Origin of the sequence: Streptomyces sp. (assembly GCF_031181555.1) — a bacterium.
In the GTDB taxonomy this organism is placed as follows: domain Bacteria; phylum Actinomycetota; class Actinomycetes; order Streptomycetales; family Streptomycetaceae; genus Streptomyces; species Streptomyces fimbriatus.
The window spans coordinates 1-22,124 of sequence record NZ_JAPSKQ010000112.1; the positions used below are offsets into that span (position 1 = coordinate 1).

17 protein-coding genes are annotated in these 22,124 nt (G+C 72.3%); 9 read left to right on the forward strand and 8 right to left on the reverse strand.

The annotated features are described in order from the left end of the window. The first annotated feature begins 136 nt into the window (after window positions 1-136). On the forward strand, window positions 137-790 hold the full coding sequence (leuE, locus tag RIM90_RS21230) for a leucine efflux protein LeuE (protein WP_309062327.1): 654 nt from the start codon (window positions 137-139) through the stop codon (window positions 788-790). 65 nt (window positions 791-855) lie between these two features. On the opposite strand, the gene RIM90_RS21235 is transcribed toward leuE, so the two are convergent. The 8 genes from RIM90_RS21235 to RIM90_RS21270 form a co-directional block, all read right to left on the reverse strand. Beyond that, a complete protein-coding gene (locus RIM90_RS21235; protein ID WP_309062328.1) occupies window positions 856-1,782 on the reverse strand; it encodes a class I SAM-dependent methyltransferase in 927 nt (308 codons plus the stop codon). Window positions 1,783-1,928: 146 nt separating this feature from the next. Further along, window positions 1,929-3,017 carry an acyltransferase gene (locus tag RIM90_RS21240; RefSeq protein WP_309062329.1) on the reverse strand — a complete coding sequence of 363 codons (1,089 nt, stop codon included), beginning with the start codon at window positions 3,015-3,017 and terminating at the stop codon, window positions 1,929-1,931. 112 nt (window positions 3,018-3,129) lie between these two features. Continuing rightward, window positions 3,130-4,485 carry a polysialyltransferase family glycosyltransferase gene (locus RIM90_RS21245; protein ID WP_309062330.1) on the reverse strand — a complete coding sequence of 452 codons (1,356 nt, stop codon included), beginning with the start codon at window positions 4,483-4,485 and terminating at the stop codon, window positions 3,130-3,132. A 3-nt stretch (window positions 4,486-4,488) separates the two neighbouring features. Then, window positions 4,489-5,454, reverse strand: coding sequence for a glycosyltransferase family 2 protein (locus RIM90_RS21250; protein WP_309062331.1), 966 nt, complete (start codon window positions 5,452-5,454; stop codon window positions 4,489-4,491). A gap of 123 nt (window positions 5,455-5,577) precedes the next feature. Then, window positions 5,578-7,806: a polysaccharide pyruvyl transferase family protein gene (locus tag RIM90_RS21255; protein ID WP_309062332.1), complete on the reverse strand. Its 2,229-nt coding sequence runs from the start codon at window positions 7,804-7,806 to the stop codon at window positions 5,578-5,580. Continuing rightward, complete coding sequence (locus RIM90_RS21260; RefSeq protein ID WP_309062333.1) at window positions 7,803-9,059, reverse strand: hypothetical protein; 1,257 nt, start codon at window positions 9,057-9,059, stop codon at window positions 7,803-7,805. The genes RIM90_RS21255 and RIM90_RS21260 overlap by 4 nt, the downstream gene beginning before the upstream one ends. 150 nt (window positions 9,060-9,209) lie before the next feature. Continuing rightward, window positions 9,210-10,541, reverse strand: coding sequence for a polysialyltransferase family glycosyltransferase (locus tag RIM90_RS21265; RefSeq protein ID WP_309062334.1), 1,332 nt, complete (start codon window positions 10,539-10,541; stop codon window positions 9,210-9,212). Beyond that, window positions 10,541-11,527: a glycosyltransferase family 2 protein gene (locus RIM90_RS21270; RefSeq protein WP_309062335.1), complete on the reverse strand. Its 987-nt coding sequence runs from the start codon at window positions 11,525-11,527 to the stop codon at window positions 10,541-10,543. Before RIM90_RS21270 ends, RIM90_RS21265 begins: the two co-directional genes overlap by 1 nt. A gap of 198 nt (window positions 11,528-11,725) precedes the next feature. Between RIM90_RS21270 and RIM90_RS21275 the strand changes: the two genes are divergently transcribed. From RIM90_RS21275 to RIM90_RS21310, 8 genes are all read left to right on the forward strand, one after another. Continuing rightward, a complete protein-coding gene (locus tag RIM90_RS21275; RefSeq protein ID WP_309062336.1) occupies window positions 11,726-13,084 on the forward strand; it encodes a DUF6716 putative glycosyltransferase in 1,359 nt (452 codons plus the stop codon). A 32-nt stretch (window positions 13,085-13,116) separates the two neighbouring features. Next, complete coding sequence (locus RIM90_RS21280; RefSeq protein WP_309062337.1) at window positions 13,117-14,370, forward strand: acylneuraminate cytidylyltransferase; 1,254 nt, start codon at window positions 13,117-13,119, stop codon at window positions 14,368-14,370. Window positions 14,371-14,384: 14 nt separating this feature from the next. Next, on the forward strand, window positions 14,385-15,323 hold the full coding sequence (locus RIM90_RS21285) for an N-acetylneuraminate synthase family protein (RefSeq protein ID WP_309062338.1): 939 nt from the start codon (window positions 14,385-14,387) through the stop codon (window positions 15,321-15,323). Between the two features lie 50 nt (window positions 15,324-15,373). Then, a complete protein-coding gene (locus RIM90_RS21290) occupies window positions 15,374-16,438 on the forward strand; it encodes a hypothetical protein (RefSeq protein WP_309062339.1) in 1,065 nt (354 codons plus the stop codon). Between the two features lie 300 nt (window positions 16,439-16,738). Beyond that, window positions 16,739-17,968, forward strand: a complete 1,230-nt coding sequence (locus RIM90_RS21295; RefSeq protein ID WP_309062343.1) for an amidohydrolase — start codon at window positions 16,739-16,741, stop codon at window positions 17,966-17,968. Window positions 17,969-18,241: 273 nt separating this feature from the next. Continuing rightward, window positions 18,242-19,291 (forward strand): BMP family ABC transporter substrate-binding protein, encoded by a 1,050-nt coding sequence (locus RIM90_RS21300; RefSeq protein ID WP_309062340.1) that lies wholly within the window; start codon window positions 18,242-18,244, stop codon window positions 19,289-19,291. Between the two features lie 295 nt (window positions 19,292-19,586). Beyond that, window positions 19,587-20,636 carry a BMP family ABC transporter substrate-binding protein gene (locus tag RIM90_RS21305; RefSeq protein WP_309062341.1) on the forward strand — a complete coding sequence of 350 codons (1,050 nt, stop codon included), beginning with the start codon at window positions 19,587-19,589 and terminating at the stop codon, window positions 20,634-20,636. A gap of 214 nt (window positions 20,637-20,850) precedes the next feature. Further along, on the forward strand, window positions 20,851-22,124 hold a 1,274-nt coding region (locus RIM90_RS21310), incomplete at its 3' end, for an ABC transporter ATP-binding protein (RefSeq protein WP_309062342.1).

Below are 22,124 nucleotides of genomic sequence, written 5' to 3' on the forward strand. Positions count from 1 at the left end.
CCCCGGCGTTTCCGGCGCGGTCAGGACGTGGCGGTGCCGGAGCCGGCCGGCGTGCGCGTCGAGCTCTCCGTGGACGCCCTTCCCGACGGCTGAAACACCGGAGCGGAGTGTCGTACCCCCGTGCGACACTCCCTCCATGTTCGGCGTCACCGACCTCCCCACCTACCTCGCTGGGCTCGTCCTCATCGTCCTGCTCCCCGGGCCCAACTCCCTCTACGTGCTCTCCGTCGCCGCCCGCAGGGGCGTTCGCACCGGCTACGCCGCGGCGGCCGGTGTCTTCACCGGGGACACCGTCCTGATGACGCTGGCGGCGCTCGGCGCGGCCTCCGTGCTCACCACGACGCCGCTGCTGTTCCTGGTGGTGAAGTACGCCGGTGCCGCGTACCTGGCGTGGATGGCGTACGGCATGCTGCGTTCGGCGTGGACCATGGGGAAGGCGCGGAGCGAGTCGGCGCCGGCCGAGGTGCCCGCCGCCGCCCCGTCCGCCGAGGAGCACCCCTACCGCCGCGCCCTGGTGGTGTCGCTGCTCAACCCGAAGGCGATCCTCTTCCTGATCTCCTTCTTCGTGCAGTTCGTCGACCCCGGCTACGCCTACCCCGCGCTCTCCTTCGTCGTCCTCGGCGCCCTGCTCCAGACGGCCAGCTTCCTGTACCTGTCGCTGCTGATATTCGGCGGCACCCGCCTGGCCGACGCGTTCCGCCGCAGGCGGCGGCTGGCGGCCGGGGCCACCTCGGCCGCGGGCGCGCTGTTCCTCGGTTTCGCGGTGAAGCTGTCACTGGCGAGCACGTAGGGCCCCGGCCCCGGGGCGACGGCCGGTTCGGTCGGGCCGCTCGTGGAACCTCCGTACCGCGTGGGTCAGGAAGCCCGCAGGAACGCCGAGAGCGCCGCCTTGCCGAGGTAGGTGAAGCGGGTGTCGCCCGTGAGGTGCTTGTCCAGCGCCTCCTTGATGCCGGGCCACTTGGGGTCGCCGAAGTCGTCGAGGACGACGATCGCGCCGGGGGCGGCGATCTCCTCCGCCCAGGCGAGGTCCCTGGCGACGCCCTCGGCGGAGTGGTCGCCGTCGACGACGATCACGCCGTAGCGGCGGTCCGAGACGGCCGCGCGGGTGTCGGGGTCCTCGGAGAAGCCCCGCTGGATCCGGGCGGCCACGCCCGCCGGACCGGCCAGGGCGAGGTTGGTGCGGACGGCCTTCTCGTCGACCGGGGCGCCGGAGGGGTCGGAGCGCCGCGGGGTGCCGGGCTGGAGCTGCACGCCGGCGAACGGGTCGACGATCGTCACGTTCGGGCTGCGGCCGTCGCGCTCCATCATCCGGATCAGCCCGGCGGAGAACATGCCGTAGAGCGTGCCGATCTCCAGGATCTCGTCGTTCGGCGGGTCGAGCAGGGGGATCGTGCCGAGCTTGCCGCAGATGTTCATGGTGCCGCCGGCGATCCGGCCGACCCCGAGCGACTCCATCGCGACCAGCAGCCGGTACGCGGTGGCGACATTGCGGACGGCGGAGTCCCGGTCCCCGGCCAGCTCCGCCACCTCGGACTGCAGGCGGTCCAGCGGGCCGGGGCTCACGATCCGGGAAAGGCCGCGACCGGAGGAGCCGAGCAGCAGGTCGAGGGTGAGCTGCTGGCGCTTCATCACCTCGACGGCGTCCCGCAGCCTCTCCCTGCCCGCCGCGTCCGCGGCGACCGCCGAGCGGATGCGCCGCTCGATGCGCTGGTCGATGAGGTCGGCGATCGGGCGCAGCAGACGCCGGGATGCCGAACTGGTGAGCAGGGAGCGGCTGTTCATGAAACCGGAGACCTCAATCCGTCGGAAGCTCAGTGAGAGTGATACGGCTCGCGGGTTGAGGACAGGCTAGGTGGGCGCCGACGGTGGGGAAGGGGTGCGGAGTTGAGCGACGCGCAAACAAGTGGCGAACTCCGCATGGCGCCGGGTCAGCCGAGCAGACGCCGCAGGTTCAGCTTCCCCCACAGCAGGCTGGTGGCGAACGACAGGACCATGACCGTGATCAGCAGGCCGATCAGGAGCAGCCCCGCCACCGGTCCGCTCAGGTCCGGTGACACGAAGCGGGTGACGATCTCCTCGACGAACAGCACGTGCACCATGTACGCGCCGAGCGCGGCACCGGCCAGCTTCCGCAGGAGCGGCCGCCACGTCTCGGGGATCCGGACCCTGCTGATCAGGAGCAGCACACAGACGCTCATGGCGGCGACGAACAGGTGCGCGTTGGGCATCACGTAGTGGATCTGCGTGTTGTACCAGAGGGCCCCGGCCACGGTGACCGGCAGCAGGACGAACAGCGGCCACCGCCATCGCACGGCCCCGGCCGGGAGGGCGAACAGCAGCGCGCCGCCGACCGCGTACACCAGCGAATAGGTACCGAAGCCCCAGGCCACCGGCGGCATCTCACGGCCCGTGACCTCGGCGACCGTGGTCAGCACGCTCGGCAGGACCGCGATGCCGAGCAGCGCGGCGCCCAGCCCCCAGGGCCGCTTCCCGGCCCTGATCAGCACCGCGAAGGCGAGCAGCGCGATGATCGGGATGTAGGTGTACATGAACCACAGGTGGTAGGCGGGCTGCACGGAGCCGAACAGGGAGTGGGCCGCCAGCTCGGTCATGGGCCGGTCGTTGCGGTCCCGCAGCCAGGCCCAGACCAGGTAGATCGCCGTCCACGCGAAGAGCGGGACGACGTTGCGGACGATCCTCTGCCACATCCGGGCGCTGTCGCGCGGGGGCGCGCCGACCAGCACGGCCCACCCGGCGATGGCGAAGTACATCGGAACGGCGAACGGGTTGACCGCCTCGGCCAGGTGTCCCGCCCAGTACGACCCGGAGCCACCCTCCGGGTCGTTGCCGGTGGAACGGATGAACTGGGCGCCCACGTGCCCCAGCATGATGGTGGCGGAACAGATCAGCCGCATCAGGTCGATGTCGAGGCGGTGCTCCCGCGGTGCGGCGGCGGTCTGTTCGGAAGAGGAGCTGCTCCGCTGCTGCGGCAGGCTCACGGCGATGTCGTTCGGCACCGCGCAACTCTCGAAGGGACCGGTGTACGGGAGTTGAAGAGCTGGTGGCCCCCCTGTTGCCGGTGGGTCTCGGTTGACCGCGCGGGACGGCAGGGGCGGAGGGGGGCGGTCGTCACCCCTTCCCGGCGCCGCGCCGCACCGCCCTGCGCACCACGCGCTTCGCACGGCTCACCCGGAGCTTCGCGCGCGACCGCGGGCGGCTGCCGGGCAGGCCGAGCTCGGCCAGCCGCAGTTCGGGGAAGTAGTGGCCGGGCGTGTCGGCCAGGTTGCCGCGCAGCCAGTCCGCCGTGGGCTCCCGCAGCTTCGCGTACGTCTTGGGCTGCATGCAGAAACCGATCGCCCGGACCAGCGGCGACAACGTCTCGGGGGCCGGGCCGACGAGCGCCGGGGTCTGCCCGCGCTCCAGGTCGGGCACCAGGTGGTCGACCACGGCCAGCGGCACGCGGTTGCTGTTCGGGTAGGGCTTGAGACGTCGCATCACCAGCGCGGTCCCGACCCGGGCGACGGGCACGTCGTAGTAGGCGGAGGCGGTCACCATCGCCGTCGAGAAGCAGCCGACGACGAGTTCGGGACGGCAGTGGTGGTACAGCGTCTCGGCCAGCAGCGGCGCGTCCAGCACGGTGAGCCGGACGCCCGCGTCCGCCGCGGCCTTGCCCAGCGCCGCCGAGTAGCCGGCGGGGGCCGTCGGGTGGGGCTTGAAGACGATGGACCGGTGCCCGGCGCGCACGGCCCCGGTGAGCATGCGGACGTGGAGGTCCTCCTCCTCCTGCGCGCTCAGGATGTTGATCGCCGCCAGGTACTGGCCGAGGAGCACGGCCGTCGGCGCCTCCTCCAGGACGGGCGCGAGCCGCGGGTCGTCCGCCGCGTCCCGGGAGATCTCGTCGAGCACGCCGCGGAACGCCCCGTCCGGGACGATCTCGGGCTCGACGCCGTACTCGGACAGCAGCAGCGGTTTCAGACCGGGGATCAGGTCGAGGTGGAGCAGCCGCCGGATGCGGCGCGCGATGGTCAGCGGCAGCTTCTCCCGGGTCGGGCCGTAGCTCATCAGGCCGTCGGCGTACACGTGGACGGTGCTCTCGGTGAAGATCGCCGCCAGCGCACGGGCCGGGTTGACCTGGATGGACTCGACGGCGAGTTCGATCGCGTCCCGCTCGTCGATGCCCCACTGGAGACGGAACGCCCGTTGCCACAGCGTCGTGTCGTTCCCGCGCGGACCCCAGGCACTGGGGTGGTACGGGCTGATCGTCTCGTTCCAGCTGACCACCGAGTCGAACCGGCCCGATATCCGTTCGTAGCCGTGCATCTCGTCCAGGCGCAGGGCGGTCTCCGGTACGGCGGCGTTGTTGGAGACCAGCAGGATGCGCCGGGCCCCGTCGCGCGGTCCGAACAGGCCCGCGTCCAGCGCCGCGGCGAGGGTGGCCGCTCCGTAGAGGGTCGAGACCTGGAAGATCTGGGTCGTGTGGGGCATGGATCAGGCAGCCTTCCGCCCGTCACGCAGGCGGCTGAGCAACCTGCTCCGAGTGCTGTCGATGGTCCTGAGGGTCTCCTCGAGCGCGTGCTCGGGCATGCGGTGGAGCGCCGCCCTCGCCTCACGCCGCAGCCGCTGGGCCGCCGAGGGCTCGTACTCGTTCGCCTTGCCGATGTGGAAGGCGATCATGGCGCAGTAGGTGCGGACGGCCTTGAGGAGGAAACGGTCGGTCTCCGGGTCCTCCAGCACGTCCCGCAGCAGCGCGTCGTACGCCGGGATGAAGTCCAGCTGACGGGAGTCCTTGATCTGGGTGAGCGAGGTCGCGACGCCCCGCCGGTAGAACACCCCGTGCAGCCCGAGGGACGCGTACGTCCTGGCCTTCAGATGCAGTCGCCAGATCCACAACCGGTCCTCGGCCGTGCGGAGTTCGGTCGCGAAGCGCATGCCGCCGTCGTCGAAGAGGTGCCGGCGGTAGATCCCCGCCCAGACGAAGGGGTAGTCGACCATCGTCTCCGTGTCGGCCGGCGCGATGCCGTCGCGCGGATCCATCACGGCGCCCCGCACCGGGGCCGGGGGACGGCGGATCACCCGCTCGGTGCCGGTGGCCTGGACGTGGTCGGTGCGGGCGAAGTCGCAGCCCAGCTCCTCCATGGCGGACACCAGTTCGGCGAGGTGGCCCGGCCCGTACCAGTCGTCGCCGTCGAGGAACGTGATGAACTCGCCGCTCGCCGCGTCGATACCGCTGTTGCGCGCCTGGGCGATGCCCATGTTCTTCTCGTGCCGGATCACCCGGGCGCCCGGGTGTCTCTCCGCCCAGCGGTCGACCACCCATGAAGTGGAGTCCGTGGAGCAGTCGTCGACGAGCAGGAACTCGACGTCGGGGTCCGCGTTGTTGGCGAGACTCCGCAGAGTGCTCTCGGCAAACGCTCCCACATTGTGCATGGGGACGACGACGGACAGTTTCGGCACGTGGGCCTCTCACATTCGCAGATCGGAGACGGAAACAGGCTAACGACGCCCCCGAAGGGGGCAGTGTCGGCCGAGGCGCGGAAAAGTGAATTCCCTTCGAAGTGGCGGTGAATTGTCGACGGCTCACGCCCGGCCGAAGGTCTCCCGGAGTTCATCGAGGTTCGACCGGGTGGTCTCCCACAGGAACTTCTGCGCGCCGTGCACGTCCGCCACGGCGGCCGCGTGGTCGTCGAGGACGGCGGCGGCCCGCTCCGCGAGCCGGGCGCCCAGCTCCCGGTCGTGCACGGACAGCCCCCACTCCGGGCGGCCGATGTCGGACAGGAAATAGGCGAGCTTCGGGTGGGAGACGAGACTGAGGATCGGGGTGCCGCAGCCGAAGGGGATCATCCCCGCGTGCCCGCGCATCCCGATCACCAGCCGCGCGCGGCGGTACAGGTCGCGGATGGCGTCGTTCGACATGTCGTACAGCTGCTCCACGGGCAGGGCGATGCCGTGCTCCCGGCGCAGGTCGTGCACGAACTTCTCGTCGGCGGGCATGTGGGCCGCGTACCGTACGTCGGCCCGGTCGCGCAGCGCCCGCAGCGCGACGGCCGTCTGGGCGAGGAAGTGACCGTAGTCGTGGCCGAAGCGCAGCCCCGCCCGGTCGTACGCGCAGTTGACCAGGACGGTGTCGTCCCGCTCCGCCGGGTCGAGCCACCCCGGGACGAGGTGGCGCGCCACCGTGGTCGGGCAGGGCTGGTAGCGCACCCGGTCGCGCAGCTCCTCGGGGAGCAGCTCGCGGACCCGCTCGATCGAGCCGTGGTTGCGCAGCCCGAAGAACGCCGACCGTTCGACGAGCACCCGCAGGCTCTCGGCGAACCGGCCGCGGCGGTAGAGCTGCCCGTCGAACACGTTGTAGCCGACCGCGAACACCGCCAGCGGCACGGTGATCCGGGCGAGGACGTCGTCCGGGACGTTCCACTGCCAGTGGCTGTTGCCGTTGGGGGAGGTGTCCGGGAGGAACAGCCCGCCGCCGCCCACGACCACCCCGCGCCGCGCGTTGAGTTCCTCCAGCGCCGCCTCGTCGACCAGCCGGTGCACCGGCTGCCGGTACCAGCGGCGCGGGCCGGTGTCGGTGCCGAAGCACAGGCGCACGGCCTCGGGCAGGACCTTGTCGCCCGCGTTCTCCTGCCCCTCGGCGAACAGCGCCACGTGCGCCAGCTGGTCCGCCGCGGCGACCGGCTCCGGCTGCTCCCGCGGGCCCTCCGGACGGGTGCGGACGTACCAGCTGTGGCATCCGGCGTCGGTGGGGTCGGCGTCCAGGCCCTCGCGGGCGTAGGCGTGCGCGTCCTCCTCCCGGCCGCACAGCCAGGCCAGGCGGGCGAGCTGGGCGAAGGCGCGCGGGGCGACGTCGGGCGACGCCGCCGCCAGCAGCAGACGGGCCTCGGCCTCGTCGTAGCGCGACAGCGCCATCAGGCAGACGCCGAGTGTCTCCTGGCAGCGCGGCGCGTCCAGCCGGTCGCCGACGACCGGGGCGAGGACGTCGACGGCCTCGTCGTAGCGGCCCTGCCGGCGGTACACGTCGGCGACCGTACGGGCGAGGCCGAGGGAGGGGCGCGCCCGCAGCAGGGGCGGCGCGCAGTGCGCCAGGAGGTCGGGGTGCTTGTCGCCGGGCAGGGCGCAGTAGGCGGCCCGGAACTCCTCGTCGCTCATCTCGAAGCGGCGCCGCGCCTCGGCGGCCGGACCGTACCCGGGTTCGTCGAACGGGCCGGTGAAGTGCAGGACGGCGACGTGCGCGGGCACCGGCGTGTCGTCGTGGAGCCGGCGGGTGAGGAAGTCGTACCGCGCGTCGAGCGGGACCAGGACGCCCTCGAGCGCCGCGTCCGGGCCGCCGTCGCCGTCGGTGCCGGCGAGCCGGGCCGCCACGGCGTCGTCCACGTCGGCGCGCTGGACGACCAGGAGGCCGTCCGGCAGGACGGTGCGCCGCTCCCCGGTCCGTCCGTCGCACAGCAGCTGGGGAACGGCGCCCACGCCGTGGCGCATCCGCAGCAGCTCGCCGATGTCCCCCAGCACGACCATGGCCGGATCGAGGGCGACGACGGTGTCGTAGCCCTCCAGCCGGAAGACGTCCGCGCGGCCGTCCGCCCGGCGCGTGACGACGCGCGGGTGCAGCCGGCGCAGCGCGTCGAACGAGGAGTCCGGCAGCCCCGGGTGCAGCACCACGAAGTCCTCGCACACGCCCGGGTTGGTGAGCGCCAGGCTGCGCAGCAGCGTGGGGAGGCCGGGCAGGCGGTCCTCGTCGGTGTGGACGGCGAAGGCGATCCGGCGTCTGCCGGTGACGGTGCTCCGGTCGTCCGCGCAGGAGTGGCTCATCGCAGGGCGATCCTCATCGTGCGGGCGTCGACGTGCGTCGCGCGGTCCATGACCCACTCGGCCTCCTCCGGCCGCAGCCGGCCGGGCTTGTCGAAGCCGATGAGGTCCAGGCGGGGGCTGACATCCAGGAAGTCCAGGAGCCTCAGGACGGTGAAGGCGGTGGTGGTCCCCGTGCCCCAGCCCCCGTCGCCCAGCAGCGCCGGGTCGCTCAGCGGCCGGCGCAGGGAGGCGTCGCCGACGTGTTCCTGCGCCCCGGGCACGAGCCGCTGCCGCACGGCGCGGCGCCACGCCGCGGCCGGGTCGCCGAACACCAGCCGGACGCCGGCCGGCTGCGTCCAGGCGGGCCCGTCCCACGGGGCGTCGCCCCGCAGCGAGACGGCGTGCAGGCCGGTGCGCCCGCCGGTGCCCTCCGCGCGGATGCGGAACGCGTCGCAGCGCACCACCAGGTCGTAGCGGTCGATCTCGGCGCCCAGCGTGCTCCCGGCGACCTCCGCGGCACCGGAGACCAGGCACACCGTCCGTCCCGTGACCAGGCGGCGCAGGCCGCCGACGCCGATCGGGGTGCTCCCGCCGAGCAGCGGGTCGGGCATCCCGTCCCGCTCGGCGAGCCGCCGGTAGGCGGCGTACAGCTCCAGCAGGCGGCGCACGGCGGGGTCGCCCATGCCGTGCTCGGCCACCCGTGCCCGTACGTGGGCGGCGAACTCCGGCGCCGCGGCCGCGGTGGGCCGCCCGACCAGGTCGCGCAGCGGGGAACCGGCCCCGGGGAAGAGCGCGGCGGCCTCCTCCAGGCACGCCCGCCGGCGCCGCAGCGTGTCGATCCTGCGGGTGACCTCCTGCGCCGCGTCGCCGTCCTGCGACAGCGTGAGGTAGCGGTCGTAGGCCTCCAGGGCCTCGTCGTCGCGGCCGAGCCCGTCCAGGGCCAGGCCGCGCAACCGCCACGCCCCCTTGGACCGCTGCCGGATCAGGGTCGCCGTCTCGGCGACGCCCAGGGCCAGGACCGGTCCGTCGTCCCCACCGGCCTCCAGCGCACGCTCGCCGACCTGGAGCAGGGCGTCGAAGGGGTCGGCCGACGGGGTGTCGAGGGAGGCGGCGAGGGTGCCGATCGCCCGGGTGAGGCGGGCGTGCCGGGGAGCGGTCCGGTCGCCCTGCGCCGCGAGGTACTCACCGCACAGGCGCATGCTCCGGACGAACAGGTCCCGCCTGGCGGCCTCCTTCTGCCGTGCCGTGAACAATCCCGCCAGGGGGTTCGTCATGCGTTCCACCGTCCTCCGATCGGAGGCCGAATGTGCCCCAGCGCGACGGTTCGCGCGTGGCGTCGGGATGGACAACGGGTGAACAGTCCCCCTCCAACGGCTGGTCGGACGGCGCCGTCCGGTGACAGGTGAGGTGCCGCGCACGCGCCCTCAGCCCCGTACGGCCTTCTTCAGCGCCCGCGCCCGCCGCGCCACCCGGCGCGCGGTGGAGTTGCGGGACAGGACCGCCAGCCGCGCCGGGACGCCGCCGGGGAGTCCCAGCGAGGTGAGCCGCTTGCGCCGGAAGTAGCGCCGGGTGCGCGGGCCGAAGTGCCCGGAGAGGTAACGTTCCGCGGCCGGGCGCAGGGACGGGTGGACCTGCGGCTGCATGGTGAAGCCGAGCGCGGTGACCAGGTCGTTCAGCTCGTCGGCGGGAAGGGCGTCCTCGTCCCTGCCGGGCTCCAGGGCCGGCAGCACCGCGTCGGCCAGGACGGCCGGCACCCGGTTGCTGTTCTGGTACGGCGTCAGCCGCTCCAGGAGCCGCTCGGTGCCGACGCGCGCGACCGGCAGGCCGTAGAACGCGGACGCCGTGAACAGCGCGGTCGAGAAGCAGCCGACGACCAGCGCGGGCCGGGCCCGCTCGAAGAGCACCTCGGCGAGGACGGGCGTGTCCAGGACGGTGAGGTCCACGCCGAGCCGCTCGGCCTCGGCCTCCAGGACACGGCTGCAGCGGACCGGCGCGGTCGGGTGCGGCTTGAAGACGACCGCGCGGTGGCCGCGCCCGGCCGCCCCGCGCATCATCCGCACGTGCAGGTCCTCCTCCTCCCCGGGGGAGAGGACGCCGAGCGCGGACAGGTACTGGCCGAGCAGCAGCGCCGCGTCGTCCGGCAGCGCGGGCAACGCGTCGACGGACCCGGCCGCCTCGCTCACCGCCTTCAGGAAGGCGCGCGTCGGCACCACGCGCGCCGGCACGTCGAACTCGGTCAGCAGCATCGGCCTGAGGCCCGGCACCAGGTCCAGGTGCAGCAGCTGCCGTACGCGCGTGCCCACCAGCGGGTCGAGCTTGGTGCGGGTGGGGCCGTAGCTCATCAGGCCGTCGGCGTAGACGTGGATCGGGGCCCCGGTGAACAGCTGGGCCACGGTGAGGGCCGGGGGGCCCTGGAGGGACTCCAGGACCAGCTCCACGCGGTCGTCGCCGAGCCCCCACAGCAGCCGCAGGTGGCGTTCGAGGAGCGGAACGTCGTCGGGGCGCGGCGTCCAGGCCCCCGGGTGGAAGGGGTAGACGGCCTCGTTCCAGGACAGCACGTCGTCGAAGTGCTCGCGCAGCGGCGCGAAGCCCGGCATCTCGTCCAGGGCCGGCGCGGCCTCCGGGACCGCGGCGTTGTTGAGGACCAGCAGCGTCCGCCGCTCCGCCTCCGCGAAGCAGCCGGACTCGATCGCGGCCGCCAGCGTGGCGGCGCCGTACAGCGTCGAGGCGCAGAAGATCTGGGTGGTGCGGGACATCAGCCGGCCGCCTTCGCCGTGGTGATCCGGCGCCGCAGCCGCCGCAGTTTGGAGGAACGATCCATGTCCATGGTCTCCAGCACCTCGTCGAGCACGTCCTGGGGCAGGCGGCGGAGCGCCGCCGCACTCATCGTCCGCAGCCGCCTGGCCACGGCCGGTTCGAACTTGTCCTCCTCGGCCAGGTGGTGGGCGATGAGCGCGCAGTAGGTCCGCACCGCCTTGGGCAGCAGCCGGTCGGCGTCCCGGTCCGCCGCCGTCTCCTCGACGATCAGGTCGAGGGCGCGGATGAAGTCGAGCTGGCGGGCATCGCCGATCCGGGTGAGGGACGAGGCGATTCCGCGCCGGTAGAACACACCCAGCAGGCCGACCACGGCGAACGACTTCGCCTCGCGGTGCAGCTTCCAGGTCCACGGCCGGTCCTCGGCCGTGTGCAGCCCCTCGGCGAAGTGCAGCAGCCCCTGCTCCAGCAGCCGCCGGTGGTAGACACCGGCCCAGACGGACACGTAGTCCACCGCGGTCGTCCGGTCCGCGGGCAGGATCGCGTCCCTCGGGTGCAGCACCTCGTTCCGCAGACCGACCGGGACCCGGCGCACGGTCCGGGCGCGGCCGGTGACCTGCACATGGTCGGTGCGGACGAAGTCGCAGCCCAACTGCTCGATGGCCGACACCAGTTCGGACAGATAGCCGGGGGCGAGCCAGTCGTCGCCGTCCAGGAAGGCCAGGTACTCGCCGCGCGCCGCGTCCAGCCCGGTGTTGCGCGCGGTGGCGATGCCGCCATTCTTGTCATGGCGGATGTAGCGCACCTGGGCGACGTCCGAGAGGTCCGCGGCGGCACGCTCGAGGATCGCCGGAGTCCCGTCCTCGGAATGGTCGTCGACCAGAACGAACTCGAAATCCGGCCGGGCGTTCGCGCGAAGACTTCTGACGGTGTCCGGGGCGTATTGCCGGACGTTCCAGAACGGGACGATCACGGAGAGCTTTGGCACTCGCAGAACATTAGGAGGCCGTCCGGCCGGGTAACTTTCCGGTGGCCGTACGGGCGGTGAACTCCGTGTGTCGGTACGGTGTATCGCGCCTACGTGCGGCCTTTCCGCGGTCCGATTCGGCTCTCGGTGGCGTGTTGTTAACTTCTCGTTGATTCGCGGTTGGGCCATACCTAGATTTCGCTTCCTAGCGTCTTCGACGTGCCAGCAAGTGCAACGAAGCCCCTCAGGGTGGCCGTCCTCGCGGATTCCGACACCCGGTGGAAATGGGGCGCGCTCACCGCGAACCGCGTCGCGCCGACGGGACCCGGAGATCCGGGGGACCCGGCCGGCTCCGGCATCCGTCTGGACGGATACCTGCTGCGGGGCCGCGCCACCCCCACCGCCCGCCAGCTCGGCGAGGTCGGCGTCCGCGCGGACTCGCTCCGCGAGGTGACCGCCGTCGAGTTCCTGCGCGCGATGCGCGAGGAGTCGTACGACGTCCTCGTGCTCGCCCTGGTCGGCGGCGGTGTGCAGGCGATGCTGCACGGTCTCAAGCGGATCTGGGAGGACCGGCCGAAGCGGCCCGTCGTCGTCACCGGATACGTCGGTGTCGTCTACGAGAAGCTCGCCGACGGCCTGCTGCTGCGCCACGGCGCCGACCTGGTGCTCGCCAACTCCCGCCAGGACGCGGACCGGTTCCGCGCCGTGTACGAGGGAGTGGGCGCCGACGCCTCCTCGGTGACGGAGGTCGCGCTGCCGTTCCTCGGCGGAGCCCCCTACACCGGCGAACACGACCCCTACACCGTCGTCTTCGCCGCCCAGCCCTCCGTCCCCGAGAGCCGCCGGGACCGCATGTACCTGCTGAACCGGCTGGTGCAGCACGCACGCCGGCACCCCGAGCGCGAGGTGCTGCTCAAGCTGCGCTCCAAGCCCGGCGAGCACACCACCCACATCGAGGAAGTGCCCTACCAGAAGCTCGTCCAGCGGCTGGACCCGCCGCCCAACCTCCGCCTGGTCTACGGGCACATGGGCGAGGTCCTCGACCGGACCGACCTGCTGGTCACCGTCAGCTCCACCGCCGCCCTGGAGTCGCTGCACCGCCGCATCCCGACCGTGGTCCTCACCGACCTCGGGGTGCGCGAGGCGCTCGGCAACCACCACTTCGTCGGCTCCGGCTGCCTCGCCTCCTGGGACCAGCTCGACGCCGGGCACCGTCCGGAGCCCGACGCGCAGTGGGTCTCCCGGCAGGGCGTGGCGGTCGGGGACACCCCCTCCGGGGGAGGCTCGTACGCCACCGCCTTCGACACGGCGCGCGAACGCATCGCCAAGCTGCTGGAACGCCCCGGCGGACTGCCCCCGCTGACCCCGTACTACACGCCGGTCACCGCGCCCGGCTACCTGCCCGGCATCCTCGCCCGCCACCACCTCGGCCCGGACGGCACCCCGCTGCCCGGCGCGCCCGCCGCCGACAAGGAGCCCGGACCGGTCCGGCAGATCGTGCGCCGGGCGGCGCGCGGCGCCTACCGGCACGGCGTGCAGCGCGTGGCCCCGGTGATCCGCCGGATGGGCGAGCTGTGACCGCCCCGATCCCCGCTCAAGGAGCTGATCCCATGTCCCACCCGCCAGCGGGCCAGGGCACCCCGGTGCCCCGGGTGCTCGCCGTGATCCCCGCGCGCGGCGGCTCCAAGGGCGTGCCCGCGAAGAACCTCGCCCCGGTCGGCGGCGTACCCCTGGTGGCGCGCGCCGTGCGCGAGTGCCTGGCCGCGCGACACGTGACGGACGTCGTCGTCTCCACCGACGACCAGGCGATCGCGGCCGCCGCCCGGCAGGCCGGCGCCGAGGTCGTGCTGCGGCCCGCCGCCATCGCCGGTGACACCGCCACCTCCGAGGCCGCCGTCCTGCACGCCATGGAGTCCCACGAGGCCCTGCACGGCGCCCCGGTGGACGTGGTGCTGCTCGTGCAGTGCACCAGCCCCTTCCTGCTCCGCGAGGACGTCGACGGCGTGGCGGGCGCGGTCGTCGACCGGGGCGCCGACACCGCGGTCACCGTCGCCCCCTTCCACGGCTTCCTGTGGCGGGACGCGGCGGGCACCGCCACCGACGCCGACCCGGCCGCCGGCGAAGGCGGTTACGGCGTCAACCACGACAAGTCCTTCCGTCCCCGCCGCCAGGACCGCCCCCAGGACCTGCTGGAGACCGGCGCCGCCTACGCCATGGACGCGGCCGGCTTCCGCGAGCACAAGCACCGCTTCTTCGGCCGCACCGAACTCGTGCGCACCGACCCGGCCCGCGTCCTGGAGATCGACGACCCGCACGACCTCGCCCGGGCCCGTGCCCTCGCGCCGCTCTTCGACGCGGCCGGGCCCGGAGCCCTCCCGACCGCCGACGACATCGACGCGGTCGTCCTCGACTTCGACGGCACCCAGACCGACGACCGGGTGCTGATCGACGCCGGCGGACAGGAATTCGTCGCCGTGCACCGCGGCGACGGACTCGGCATCGCCGCCCTGCGCAGGAGCGGCCTGAAGCTGCTCGTCCTGTCCACCGAGCAGAACCCGGTCGTCGCCGCCCGCGCACGCAAGCTCCAACTGCCCGTGCTGCACGGCATCGACCGCAAGGACCTCGCGCTGAAGCAGTGGTGCGAGGAGCAGGGCATCGCGCCGGAGCGCGTGCTCTACGTCGGCAACGACGTCAACGACCTCCCGTGCTTCGCCCTCGTCGGCTGGCCCGTGGCGGTCGCGAGCGCCCACGACGTCGTACGCGGCGCCGCACGCGCCGTCACCACCCTGCCCGGAGGCGACGGCGCGATCCGGGAGATCGCCGGCTGGATCCTCGGCCCCTCCCTCGATTCCCTCCCCAAGTAAGGAAACCCCCGGTCATGAGCACCAACTCCCGCATCCGCACCCTCGGCCCCCGCGAGGCCGGACCCGGCCGCCCCGTCTACATCACCGGCGAGATCGGCATCAACCACAACGGCGACATCGAGAACGCCTTCAAGCTGATCGACGCCGCCGCCGAGGCCGGCTGCGACGCCGTCAAGTTCCAGAAGCGCACGCCCGAGATCTGCACCCCGCGCGACCAGTGGGACATCGAGCGCGACACCCCCTGGGGCCGGATGACGTACATCGACTACCGCCACCGCGTGGAGTTCGGCGAGGACGAGTACCGCCAGATCGACGCGTACTGCAAGAAGAAGGGGATCGCCTGGTTCGCCTCCCCGTGGGACACCGAGGCCGTCGCCTTCCTGGAGAAGTTCGACGTCCCGGCCCACAAGGTCGCCTCCGCCTCCCTCACCGACGACGAGCTGCTGCGCGCCCTGCGCGCCACCGGCCGCACCGTCATCCTCTCCACCGGCATGTCCACCCCGAAGCAGATCCGCCACGCGGTCGAGGTCCTGGGCAGCGACAACATCCTGCTCTGCCACGCCACCTCCACCTACCCGGCCAAGGCCGAGGAGCTGAACCTGCGGGTCATCAACACCCTCCAGCAGGAGTACCCGAACGTCCCGATCGGCTACTCCGGCCACGAGACCGGCCTGCAGACCACCCTGGCCGCGGTCGCCCTCGGCGCCGTCTTCGTCGAGCGCCACATCACCCTGGACCGCGCCATGTGGGGCTCCGACCAGGCCGCCTCCGTCGAGCCCCAGGGCCTCGCCCGCCTGGTCCGCGACATCCGCACCATCGAGGCGTCCCTCGGCGACGGCGTGAAGAAGGTCTACGAGTCCGAGCTGGGCCCGATGAAGAAGCTGCGCCGTGTCCCCGGCGTGGTCGCCGAGGCGGAGATCGCGACGGCGGCGGGCGAGCCGCTGACGGTCTGAGCGCACCCGAATCCCCACACTCCCCTGACGACGGGAACGGTCGTACGTCGATGAGCCCCCGCGCCGGGAAGGCCGGCCCCCACACCCTCGCCTTCGTCGAGAGTCCGGTACAGCTGCTGAACGTGCTGGAGTGGGCGCACGCGCACGCTCCCGGTGTGGGGCTCACCCTCGTGGTGCTGTCCCCCGTCGACCCGATGACGCGCGGCCAGCTGCGCCGCATGTCCGAACTGGCCCGCGAGGAGGGCCACGAGGTCCGCTGGGAGGAGGCCCGGGGCGGACCGGCCGCGCCGCTGCACACGATCGGCGGTCTGGCCGGCCCGCTCCGCCGCGCCTCCCGGATCGTCCTCGGCGACCCCTTCTCGCGGTACGTCCAGCTGCTGCTGACGATCACCCGGGCCCGCGACCTCGTCGTCGTCGACGACGGCACGGCGACCATGGAGTTCGTCGGCCAGCTGGCCCGGGGCGAACGCCTGGTCCGCTGGCACCGCAAGGGCGGCCGTCCCGGACCCCGGGACCTGCTCCTCGCCCCGGTGTCGGCCGCCGCCCGGCACCGGCTCACCCCGGGCGAGAAGCGCCGGGTTGAGGTCTTCTCCTCGATGCCGATGGAGGACACCCCGCCCGGGGTCACGCTCACCGCCCACACCTTCGCCTGGACCCGGGCCCGCTTCGGGCCGCCCCGCATCACCAAGGGCGCCGACATGGTGGGCACGTCCCTGGTGGAGACCGGCGTGGTGGACGCCGACGCCTACCTGGCGGCCGTCCGCTCCCTGGCCGGGGCGCACGGCGCGAAGCGCTACTTCGCGCACCGCCGCGAGAGCACGGAGAAACTCCACCGGCTGGCGGCCGAGACGGGCCTGGAGATCGTCCGCCCCGAACTCCCCCTGGAGCTGATCGCCCGTCGCGGCCCCATCGGCCGCACCGTCGTCAGCTTCCCGTCCACGGTCGTCCACACCCTCCCGCTCGCCCTGTCCGGCACGGAGGTCACCGTCGCGGTCTGCGACATCGACCCCGCCTGGCTGACCCGGAACGCCTCCCCCCGGGCCCAGGGCTTCCTGTCGAGCGTCACGGACACGGCGAAGGACGCCCACCACCTGTCGGCGGTCCCGGCGGTCTGACCGCACGGCTTCCGGCGTCCGGCCCGGTGTCCGCCGGATGAACCGGTCCGCGTGGGCTGGGCCGAGCGTGGTATCCGTGGAGGAGGGGAGGAGGACCGGAACCACGGCGCGACTGTGACCGAAGTCACGGTCCGGCAGGTCACGGGGCCTCCACCCACGTAAAGAGCGGCGATTTTACCCATCTCGATTGACAGCTATGCGTAGGGCAGCCAGATTTTTTTCGCCTAACGGGCTGATTTTTCTTGATCGAGGGCCGGTCGACAGCCCCGGCGCCCTACCCTTCAAAGGGTGAAACCACTGATGTCACTGGAGTCCGAGGTCGATCTCCCCGGGGGAGCGGTGCTCCCCGGCGCGCTGCCCGAGACCCTGCGCGCCGAGCTCGTCGCGTTCCGGCGCGACCTGCACATGCACCCGGAGCTCGGCAACCAGGAGTTCCGCACGACCGCCGCGATCAAGGAGCGGCTGGAGCAGGCGGGCCTGAAGCCGCGCGTGCTCTCCAGCGGGACCGGTGTGCTCTGTGACGTCGGGACGGACGGCGAGGCCGGCACCGACTCGGCGATGCTGGCCCTGCGCGCCGACATCGACGGCCTGCCCATCCCCGACATGAAGGCCGAGTGCCCGTACCGCTCCACCGTGCCCGACCGCGCGCACGCCTGCGGTCACGACGTGCACACCACCGTGGTGCTCGGCACCGGTCTCGTCCTCGCCGAGCTGCACCGCCAGGGCCTGCTGCCCCGGCCCGTGCGGCTGATCTTCCAGCCCGCCGAGGAGGTGCTGCCCGGCGGCGCCGCCGACGCCATCGCGGACGGCGCGCTCGACGGCATCGGCCGGATCCTGGCCGTGCACTGCGACCCCCGGGTCGACGCCGGGCGGATCGGACTGCGCGAGGGGCCCATCACCTCGGCCTGCGACCGGCTGGAGATCGCCCTCGACGGTCCCGGCGGCCACACCGCCCGCCCGCACCTGACCACCGACCTGGTCACCGCCGCCGCCCGCGTCGTCACCGACGTGCCCGCCCTGGTCGGCCGCCGCGTCGACAGCCGCAGCGGACTCGCCGTGACCTGGGGCCGGATGGAGTCGGGTCACGCGCCCAACGTCATCCCGCAGCACGCCGAACTGTCCGGCACCGTGCGCTGCCTGGACCTGGATGCCTGGCGGCAGGCCCCCGACGTCGTGGTCGCGGCCATCGACGAGGTGGCCAACCTGTACGGCGCCAAGTCGGAGATCAACTACGTCCGCGGCGTCCCGCCGGTCGTCAACGAGGCCGGGGCCGTCGCACTGCTGCGCGAGGCCATGACCGCCCGGCGCGGAGCGGACTCCGTCGAGGGCACCGAACAGAGCCTGGGCGGCGAGGACTTCTCCTGGTACCTGGAGCACGTCCCCGGCGCCATGGCCCGCCTCGGCGTCCGCCCTCCCGGCGAGCGCACCGTGCGCGACCTGCACCAGGGCGACTTCGACGTCGACGAGCACGCCATCACCGTGGGCGTGGAGCTCTTCACCGCCGCCGCCCTCCTCGACGCCCTCCGCTGAGCCCCGCCCTCCGCAGGCCCCTTCGGCCCCGGCCGTCCCCCTCCCCCGCCCGCTCCGGTTGCAGCGTGGGCGGGGGAGGGGCAGCGTGGGTCGCGTGCCGCACCGACCGTCCCTTTCGAGCCCCCTTGGTCCTCTGGTTCACAAGGGCGTAACCGGCCATCGGCACGAATGGATAACGGCCCCGCGGAACCCCGTTCCCAGGAGTTTCTACGCGCGTTAATGTGCGCCGAACCGAGCACCCGCTGCGGGGCTTTGGAGAATGGGGAACTTCAGATGCGTCGGATATCCAAACTGACCCGCGTCGCGGTGGGGGTCGCGTCACTCGCACTCGCCGCCACGGCCTGCGGCGGCACCAGCAGTGACAACGGCGACAGCGGCGGCTCCAAGGAAGACCTCGGCCTCGCCATCGCCTACGACATCGGCGGCAAGGGCGACCAGTCCTTCAACGACGCCGCGTTCGCCGGCCTGAGCAAGGCCAAGGAGGAGTTCGGCTACGAGACCCGCGACGTCGAGCCCACCGAGGGCGAGACCGACGCGGACAAGGAGCAGCGCCTGGCCTCGCTGGCCCGCCAGGGCTACAACCCGGTCATCGGCGTCGGCTTCGCCTACGGTCCCGCGATGAAGGCCGTGGCCGCGAAGTACCCGGACACCACCTTCGGCATCGTCGACTCCGTGGTCGAGGGCGAGAACGTCGCCTCCCTCGTGTTCGCCGAGGAGCAGGCCTCCTACCTGGCCGGCGTCGCCGCCGCCAAGGCCACCAAGAGCAAGGTCGTCGGCTTCGTGGGCGGTGTGGACATCCCGCTGATCCACAAGTTCCAGGCGGGCTTCGAGCAGGGCGTCAAGGACACCGACCCCAAGGTCAGGGTGATCCCGCAGTACCTGACCCAGACGGCGGAGGAGGGCGGCTTCTCCAGCCCCGACAAGGGCAAGGCCGCCGCCGAGGGCCAGATCGAGAAGAAGGCCGACGTCGTCTACCAGGCGGCCGGCCTGTCCGGTCAGGGCGTCATCGAGGCCGCCGCGAAGGCGAAGGTCTGGGCGATCGGCGTCGACTCCGACCAGTACAAGCAGGAAGCCCTCGCCGCGCACAAGGACTACATCCTCACCTCCGCCCTGAAGGACGTCGGCGGTGCGGTGTACACCCTGGCCAAGTCCGTCGAGGACGACAAGCCGCTGACCGGCACCCAGGTGTTCGACCTCAAGGTGAACGGCGTCGGCCTGTCCGAGAGCAACCCGAAGATGGCCGAGGTCCCCGGCCTGACGGACGCCGTGGCCAAGGCCGAGAAAGGCATCATCGACGGCTCCATCAAGGTCAGGACCGAGTAGCGGAACCCGGCCGCGGCCGGCCCGCGGACGGCCGGGACGGATCCACACGAAGCGGGCGGGCGCCCCGGAGCGCCCGCCCGCTTCGCCGTGCCCGCGGCCGGTCGCGCCCCCTCACCCACCGCCACCCCGCCTTCGCTATCGGCAATGCCGTGACCAGGGCTCCGGGGCGGCTTGGGCACGGCCGGATAACAAGGTGGACAGAAGGGGTTTTCAGGCAGGTCTACGCGCGTTAATCTGCGGCGAAGCCAGCGCCGTAGCTGAACCGTCCGGCGCTTGTACGACAGGAGCACCACTCATGCGCCGGATTTCCCGGATCACGGTCGCAGGCGCAGCGACCGCCTCCCTGGCCCTCGCCCTCTCCGCCTGCGGCGGCACCTCGACCTCCTCGAGCTCGTCCGAGTCGAAGGGCGACAAGGGCCTGGCCATCGCGTACGACGTCGGCGGCAAGGGCGACCAGTCCTTCAACGACGCCGCGTTCGCCGGCCTGAGCAAGGCCAAGGAGGAGTTCGGCTACGAGACCCGCGACGTCGAGCCCACCGACGGCGAGACGGACGCGGACAAGGAGCAGCGCCTGGTCTCGCTGGCCCGCCAGGGCTACAACCCGGTCATCGGCGTCGGCTACGCCTACGCCTCCGCCGTGAAGGGCGCCGCCGCGAAGTACCCGGACACCACCTTCGGCATCGTCGACGACGCCACGGTCGAGGCCGACAACGTGGCCGACCTGGTCTTCTCCGAGGAGCAGGCCTCGTACCTGGCCGGCGTCGCCGCCGCCGAGAGCACCAAGACGAACGTCGTCGGCTTCGTGGGCGGTGTGGACATCCCGCTGATCCACAAGTTCCGCGCGGGCTTCGAGCAGGGCGTCAAGGACACGAACCCGAAGGTCAAGGTCCTCTCGCAGTTCCTGACCCAGACGGCGGAGGAGGGCGGCTTCTCCAGCCCCGACAAGGGCAAGACCGCCGCCGAGGGCCAGATCGAGAAGAAGGCCGACGTCGTCTACGCGGCCGCCGGTCTGTCCGGTCAGGGCGTCATCGAGGCCGCCGCCGCCAACAAGGTGTGGGCGATCGGTGTGGACTCCGACCAGTACAAGCACGAGGCCCTCGCCAAGTACAAGGACTCCATCCTGACCTCGGCGATGAAGGACGTCGCCAAGGCGGTGTACAACCTGGCGAAGTCGGTCGAGGAGGGCAAGCCCGAGACCGGTATCGTCAGGGGCGATCTGAAGACGGGTGAGGTGAGCCTGTCGAACTCCAACCCGAAGTTCGCGGACGACGCCGAACTCCAGGAAGCCATCGAGACGGCCAAGGAGAAGATCATCAGCGGCGAGATCAAGGTCAAGTCGAGCTGAGAACCCCCTGAACGACCCTGAGCAGCAGGTAACCGCGGGGTCGCGTCCGCTCGACGGGGTACGGGGAGCCCGGCTCCCCGTACCCCGTCGGTGTGGTGCGCCGCCCCTTTGTATGCCGTAGGGGCGCTACGCGCGTAGACGACCCCCGTCCCCAGGAGAGTGCGCCATCAACGCGTCCAGCAGCCCTCCGGCCGGAGCGGCGGTCAACGAATCGGTGACCGCCGTCGAGCTCGCCGGGATCACGAAGCGTTTCCCGGGCGTCGTGGCCAACCACGACATCCACCTCACCGTCCGCAAGGGCACCGTCCACGCCCTCGTCGGCGAGAACGGCGCCGGCAAGTCGACGCTGATGAAGATCCTCTACGGCATGCAGAAGCCGGACGAGGGCACCATCGCCGTCGACGGCGAGCAGGTCACCTTCTCGTCGCCGGCCGACGCCATCGCCCGCGGCATCGGCATGGTGCACCAGCACTTCATGCTCGCCGACAACCTCACCGTCCTCGAGAACGTGGTGCTCGGCAGCGAGAAGCTGTACGGCATCGGCGGCAAGGCCCGGCGCAGGATCAAGGAGATCTCCGACCGCTACGGCCTCGGCGTCCGCCCCGACGTCCTGGTCGAGGAGCTCGGCGTGGCCGCCCGCCAGCGCGTGGAGATCCTCAAGGTCCTCTACCGCGGCGCCACCACCCTGATCCTCGACGAGCCCACCGCCGTCCTGGTCCCGCAGGAGGTCGACGCGCTCTTCGACAACCTGCGCGAGCTGAAGTCCGAGGGCCTGTCGGTCATCTTCATCTCCCACAAGCTGGGCGAGGTCCTCTCCGTCGCCGACGAGATCACCGTCATCCGCCGCGGCACCACGGTCGGCACCGCCGTCCCCGCCGAGACCACCCCGCGCCAGCTCGCCGAGATGATGGTCGGCAGCGAACTGCCCACCCCCGAGACGGCCGAGTCCACGGTCACCGACCGCCCGGTCGTCACCGTCGACAAGCTGCGCCTGGTGGCCCCCGGCGGCAAGGCCCTGCTCGACGACATCACCTTCACCATCCACGAGGGCGAGGTCCTGGGCATCGCCGGCGTCGAGGGCAACGGCCAGACCGAGCTGGTCGACGCGCTCATCGGCCTGCGCCACGCCGACTCGGGCACCATCCGGCTCGTCGACGAGGAGATCACCGCCTGGCCCACCCGCCGCCGCCGCGAGCAGGGCATCGGCTACATCCCCGAGGACCGCCACCGCCACGGCCTGCTGCTGGAGGCGCCCCTCTGGGAGAACCGCATCCTCGGCCACGTCACCGAACGGCCCAACGCCAAGGGCGTCTGGCTGGACCCGAAGGCCGCCCAGGAGGACACCCGCCGGATCGTCACCACGTACGACGTCCGCACCCCCGGCATCGACGTCACCGCGGCCTCCCTGTCCGGCGGCAACCAGCAGAAGCTGATCGTCGGCCGCGAGATGAGCCACAAGCCGCGCTTCCTGATCGCCGCCCACCCCAC

Coding starts and splice junctions, on each gene's coding strand:
- leuE (WP_309062327.1), top strand. CDS start 137: ATGTTCGGCGTCACCGACCTCCCCACCTACCTCGCTGGGCTCGTCCTC.
- RIM90_RS21235 (WP_309062328.1), bottom strand. CDS start 1,782: ATGAACAGCCGCTCCCTGCTCACCAGTTCGGCATCCCGGCGTCTGCTG.
- RIM90_RS21245 (WP_309062330.1), bottom strand. CDS start 4,485: ATGCCCCACACGACCCAGATCTTCCAGGTCTCGACCCTCTACGGAGCG.
- RIM90_RS21255 (WP_309062332.1), bottom strand. CDS start 7,806: ATGAGCCACTCCTGCGCGGACGACCGGAGCACCGTCACCGGCAGACGC.
- RIM90_RS21260 (WP_309062333.1), bottom strand. CDS start 9,059: ATGACGAACCCCCTGGCGGGATTGTTCACGGCACGGCAGAAGGAGGCC.
- RIM90_RS21265 (WP_309062334.1), bottom strand. CDS start 10,541: ATGTCCCGCACCACCCAGATCTTCTGCGCCTCGACGCTGTACGGCGCC.
- RIM90_RS21280 (WP_309062337.1), top strand. CDS start 13,117: ATGTCCCACCCGCCAGCGGGCCAGGGCACCCCGGTGCCCCGGGTGCTC.
- RIM90_RS21285 (WP_309062338.1), top strand. CDS start 14,385: ATGAGCACCAACTCCCGCATCCGCACCCTCGGCCCCCGCGAGGCCGGA.
- RIM90_RS21290 (WP_309062339.1), top strand. CDS start 15,374: ATGAGCCCCCGCGCCGGGAAGGCCGGCCCCCACACCCTCGCCTTCGTC.
- RIM90_RS21295 (WP_309062343.1), top strand. CDS start 16,739: ATGTCACTGGAGTCCGAGGTCGATCTCCCCGGGGGAGCGGTGCTCCCC.
- RIM90_RS21300 (WP_309062340.1), top strand. CDS start 18,242: ATGCGTCGGATATCCAAACTGACCCGCGTCGCGGTGGGGGTCGCGTCA.
- RIM90_RS21305 (WP_309062341.1), top strand. CDS start 19,587: ATGCGCCGGATTTCCCGGATCACGGTCGCAGGCGCAGCGACCGCCTCC.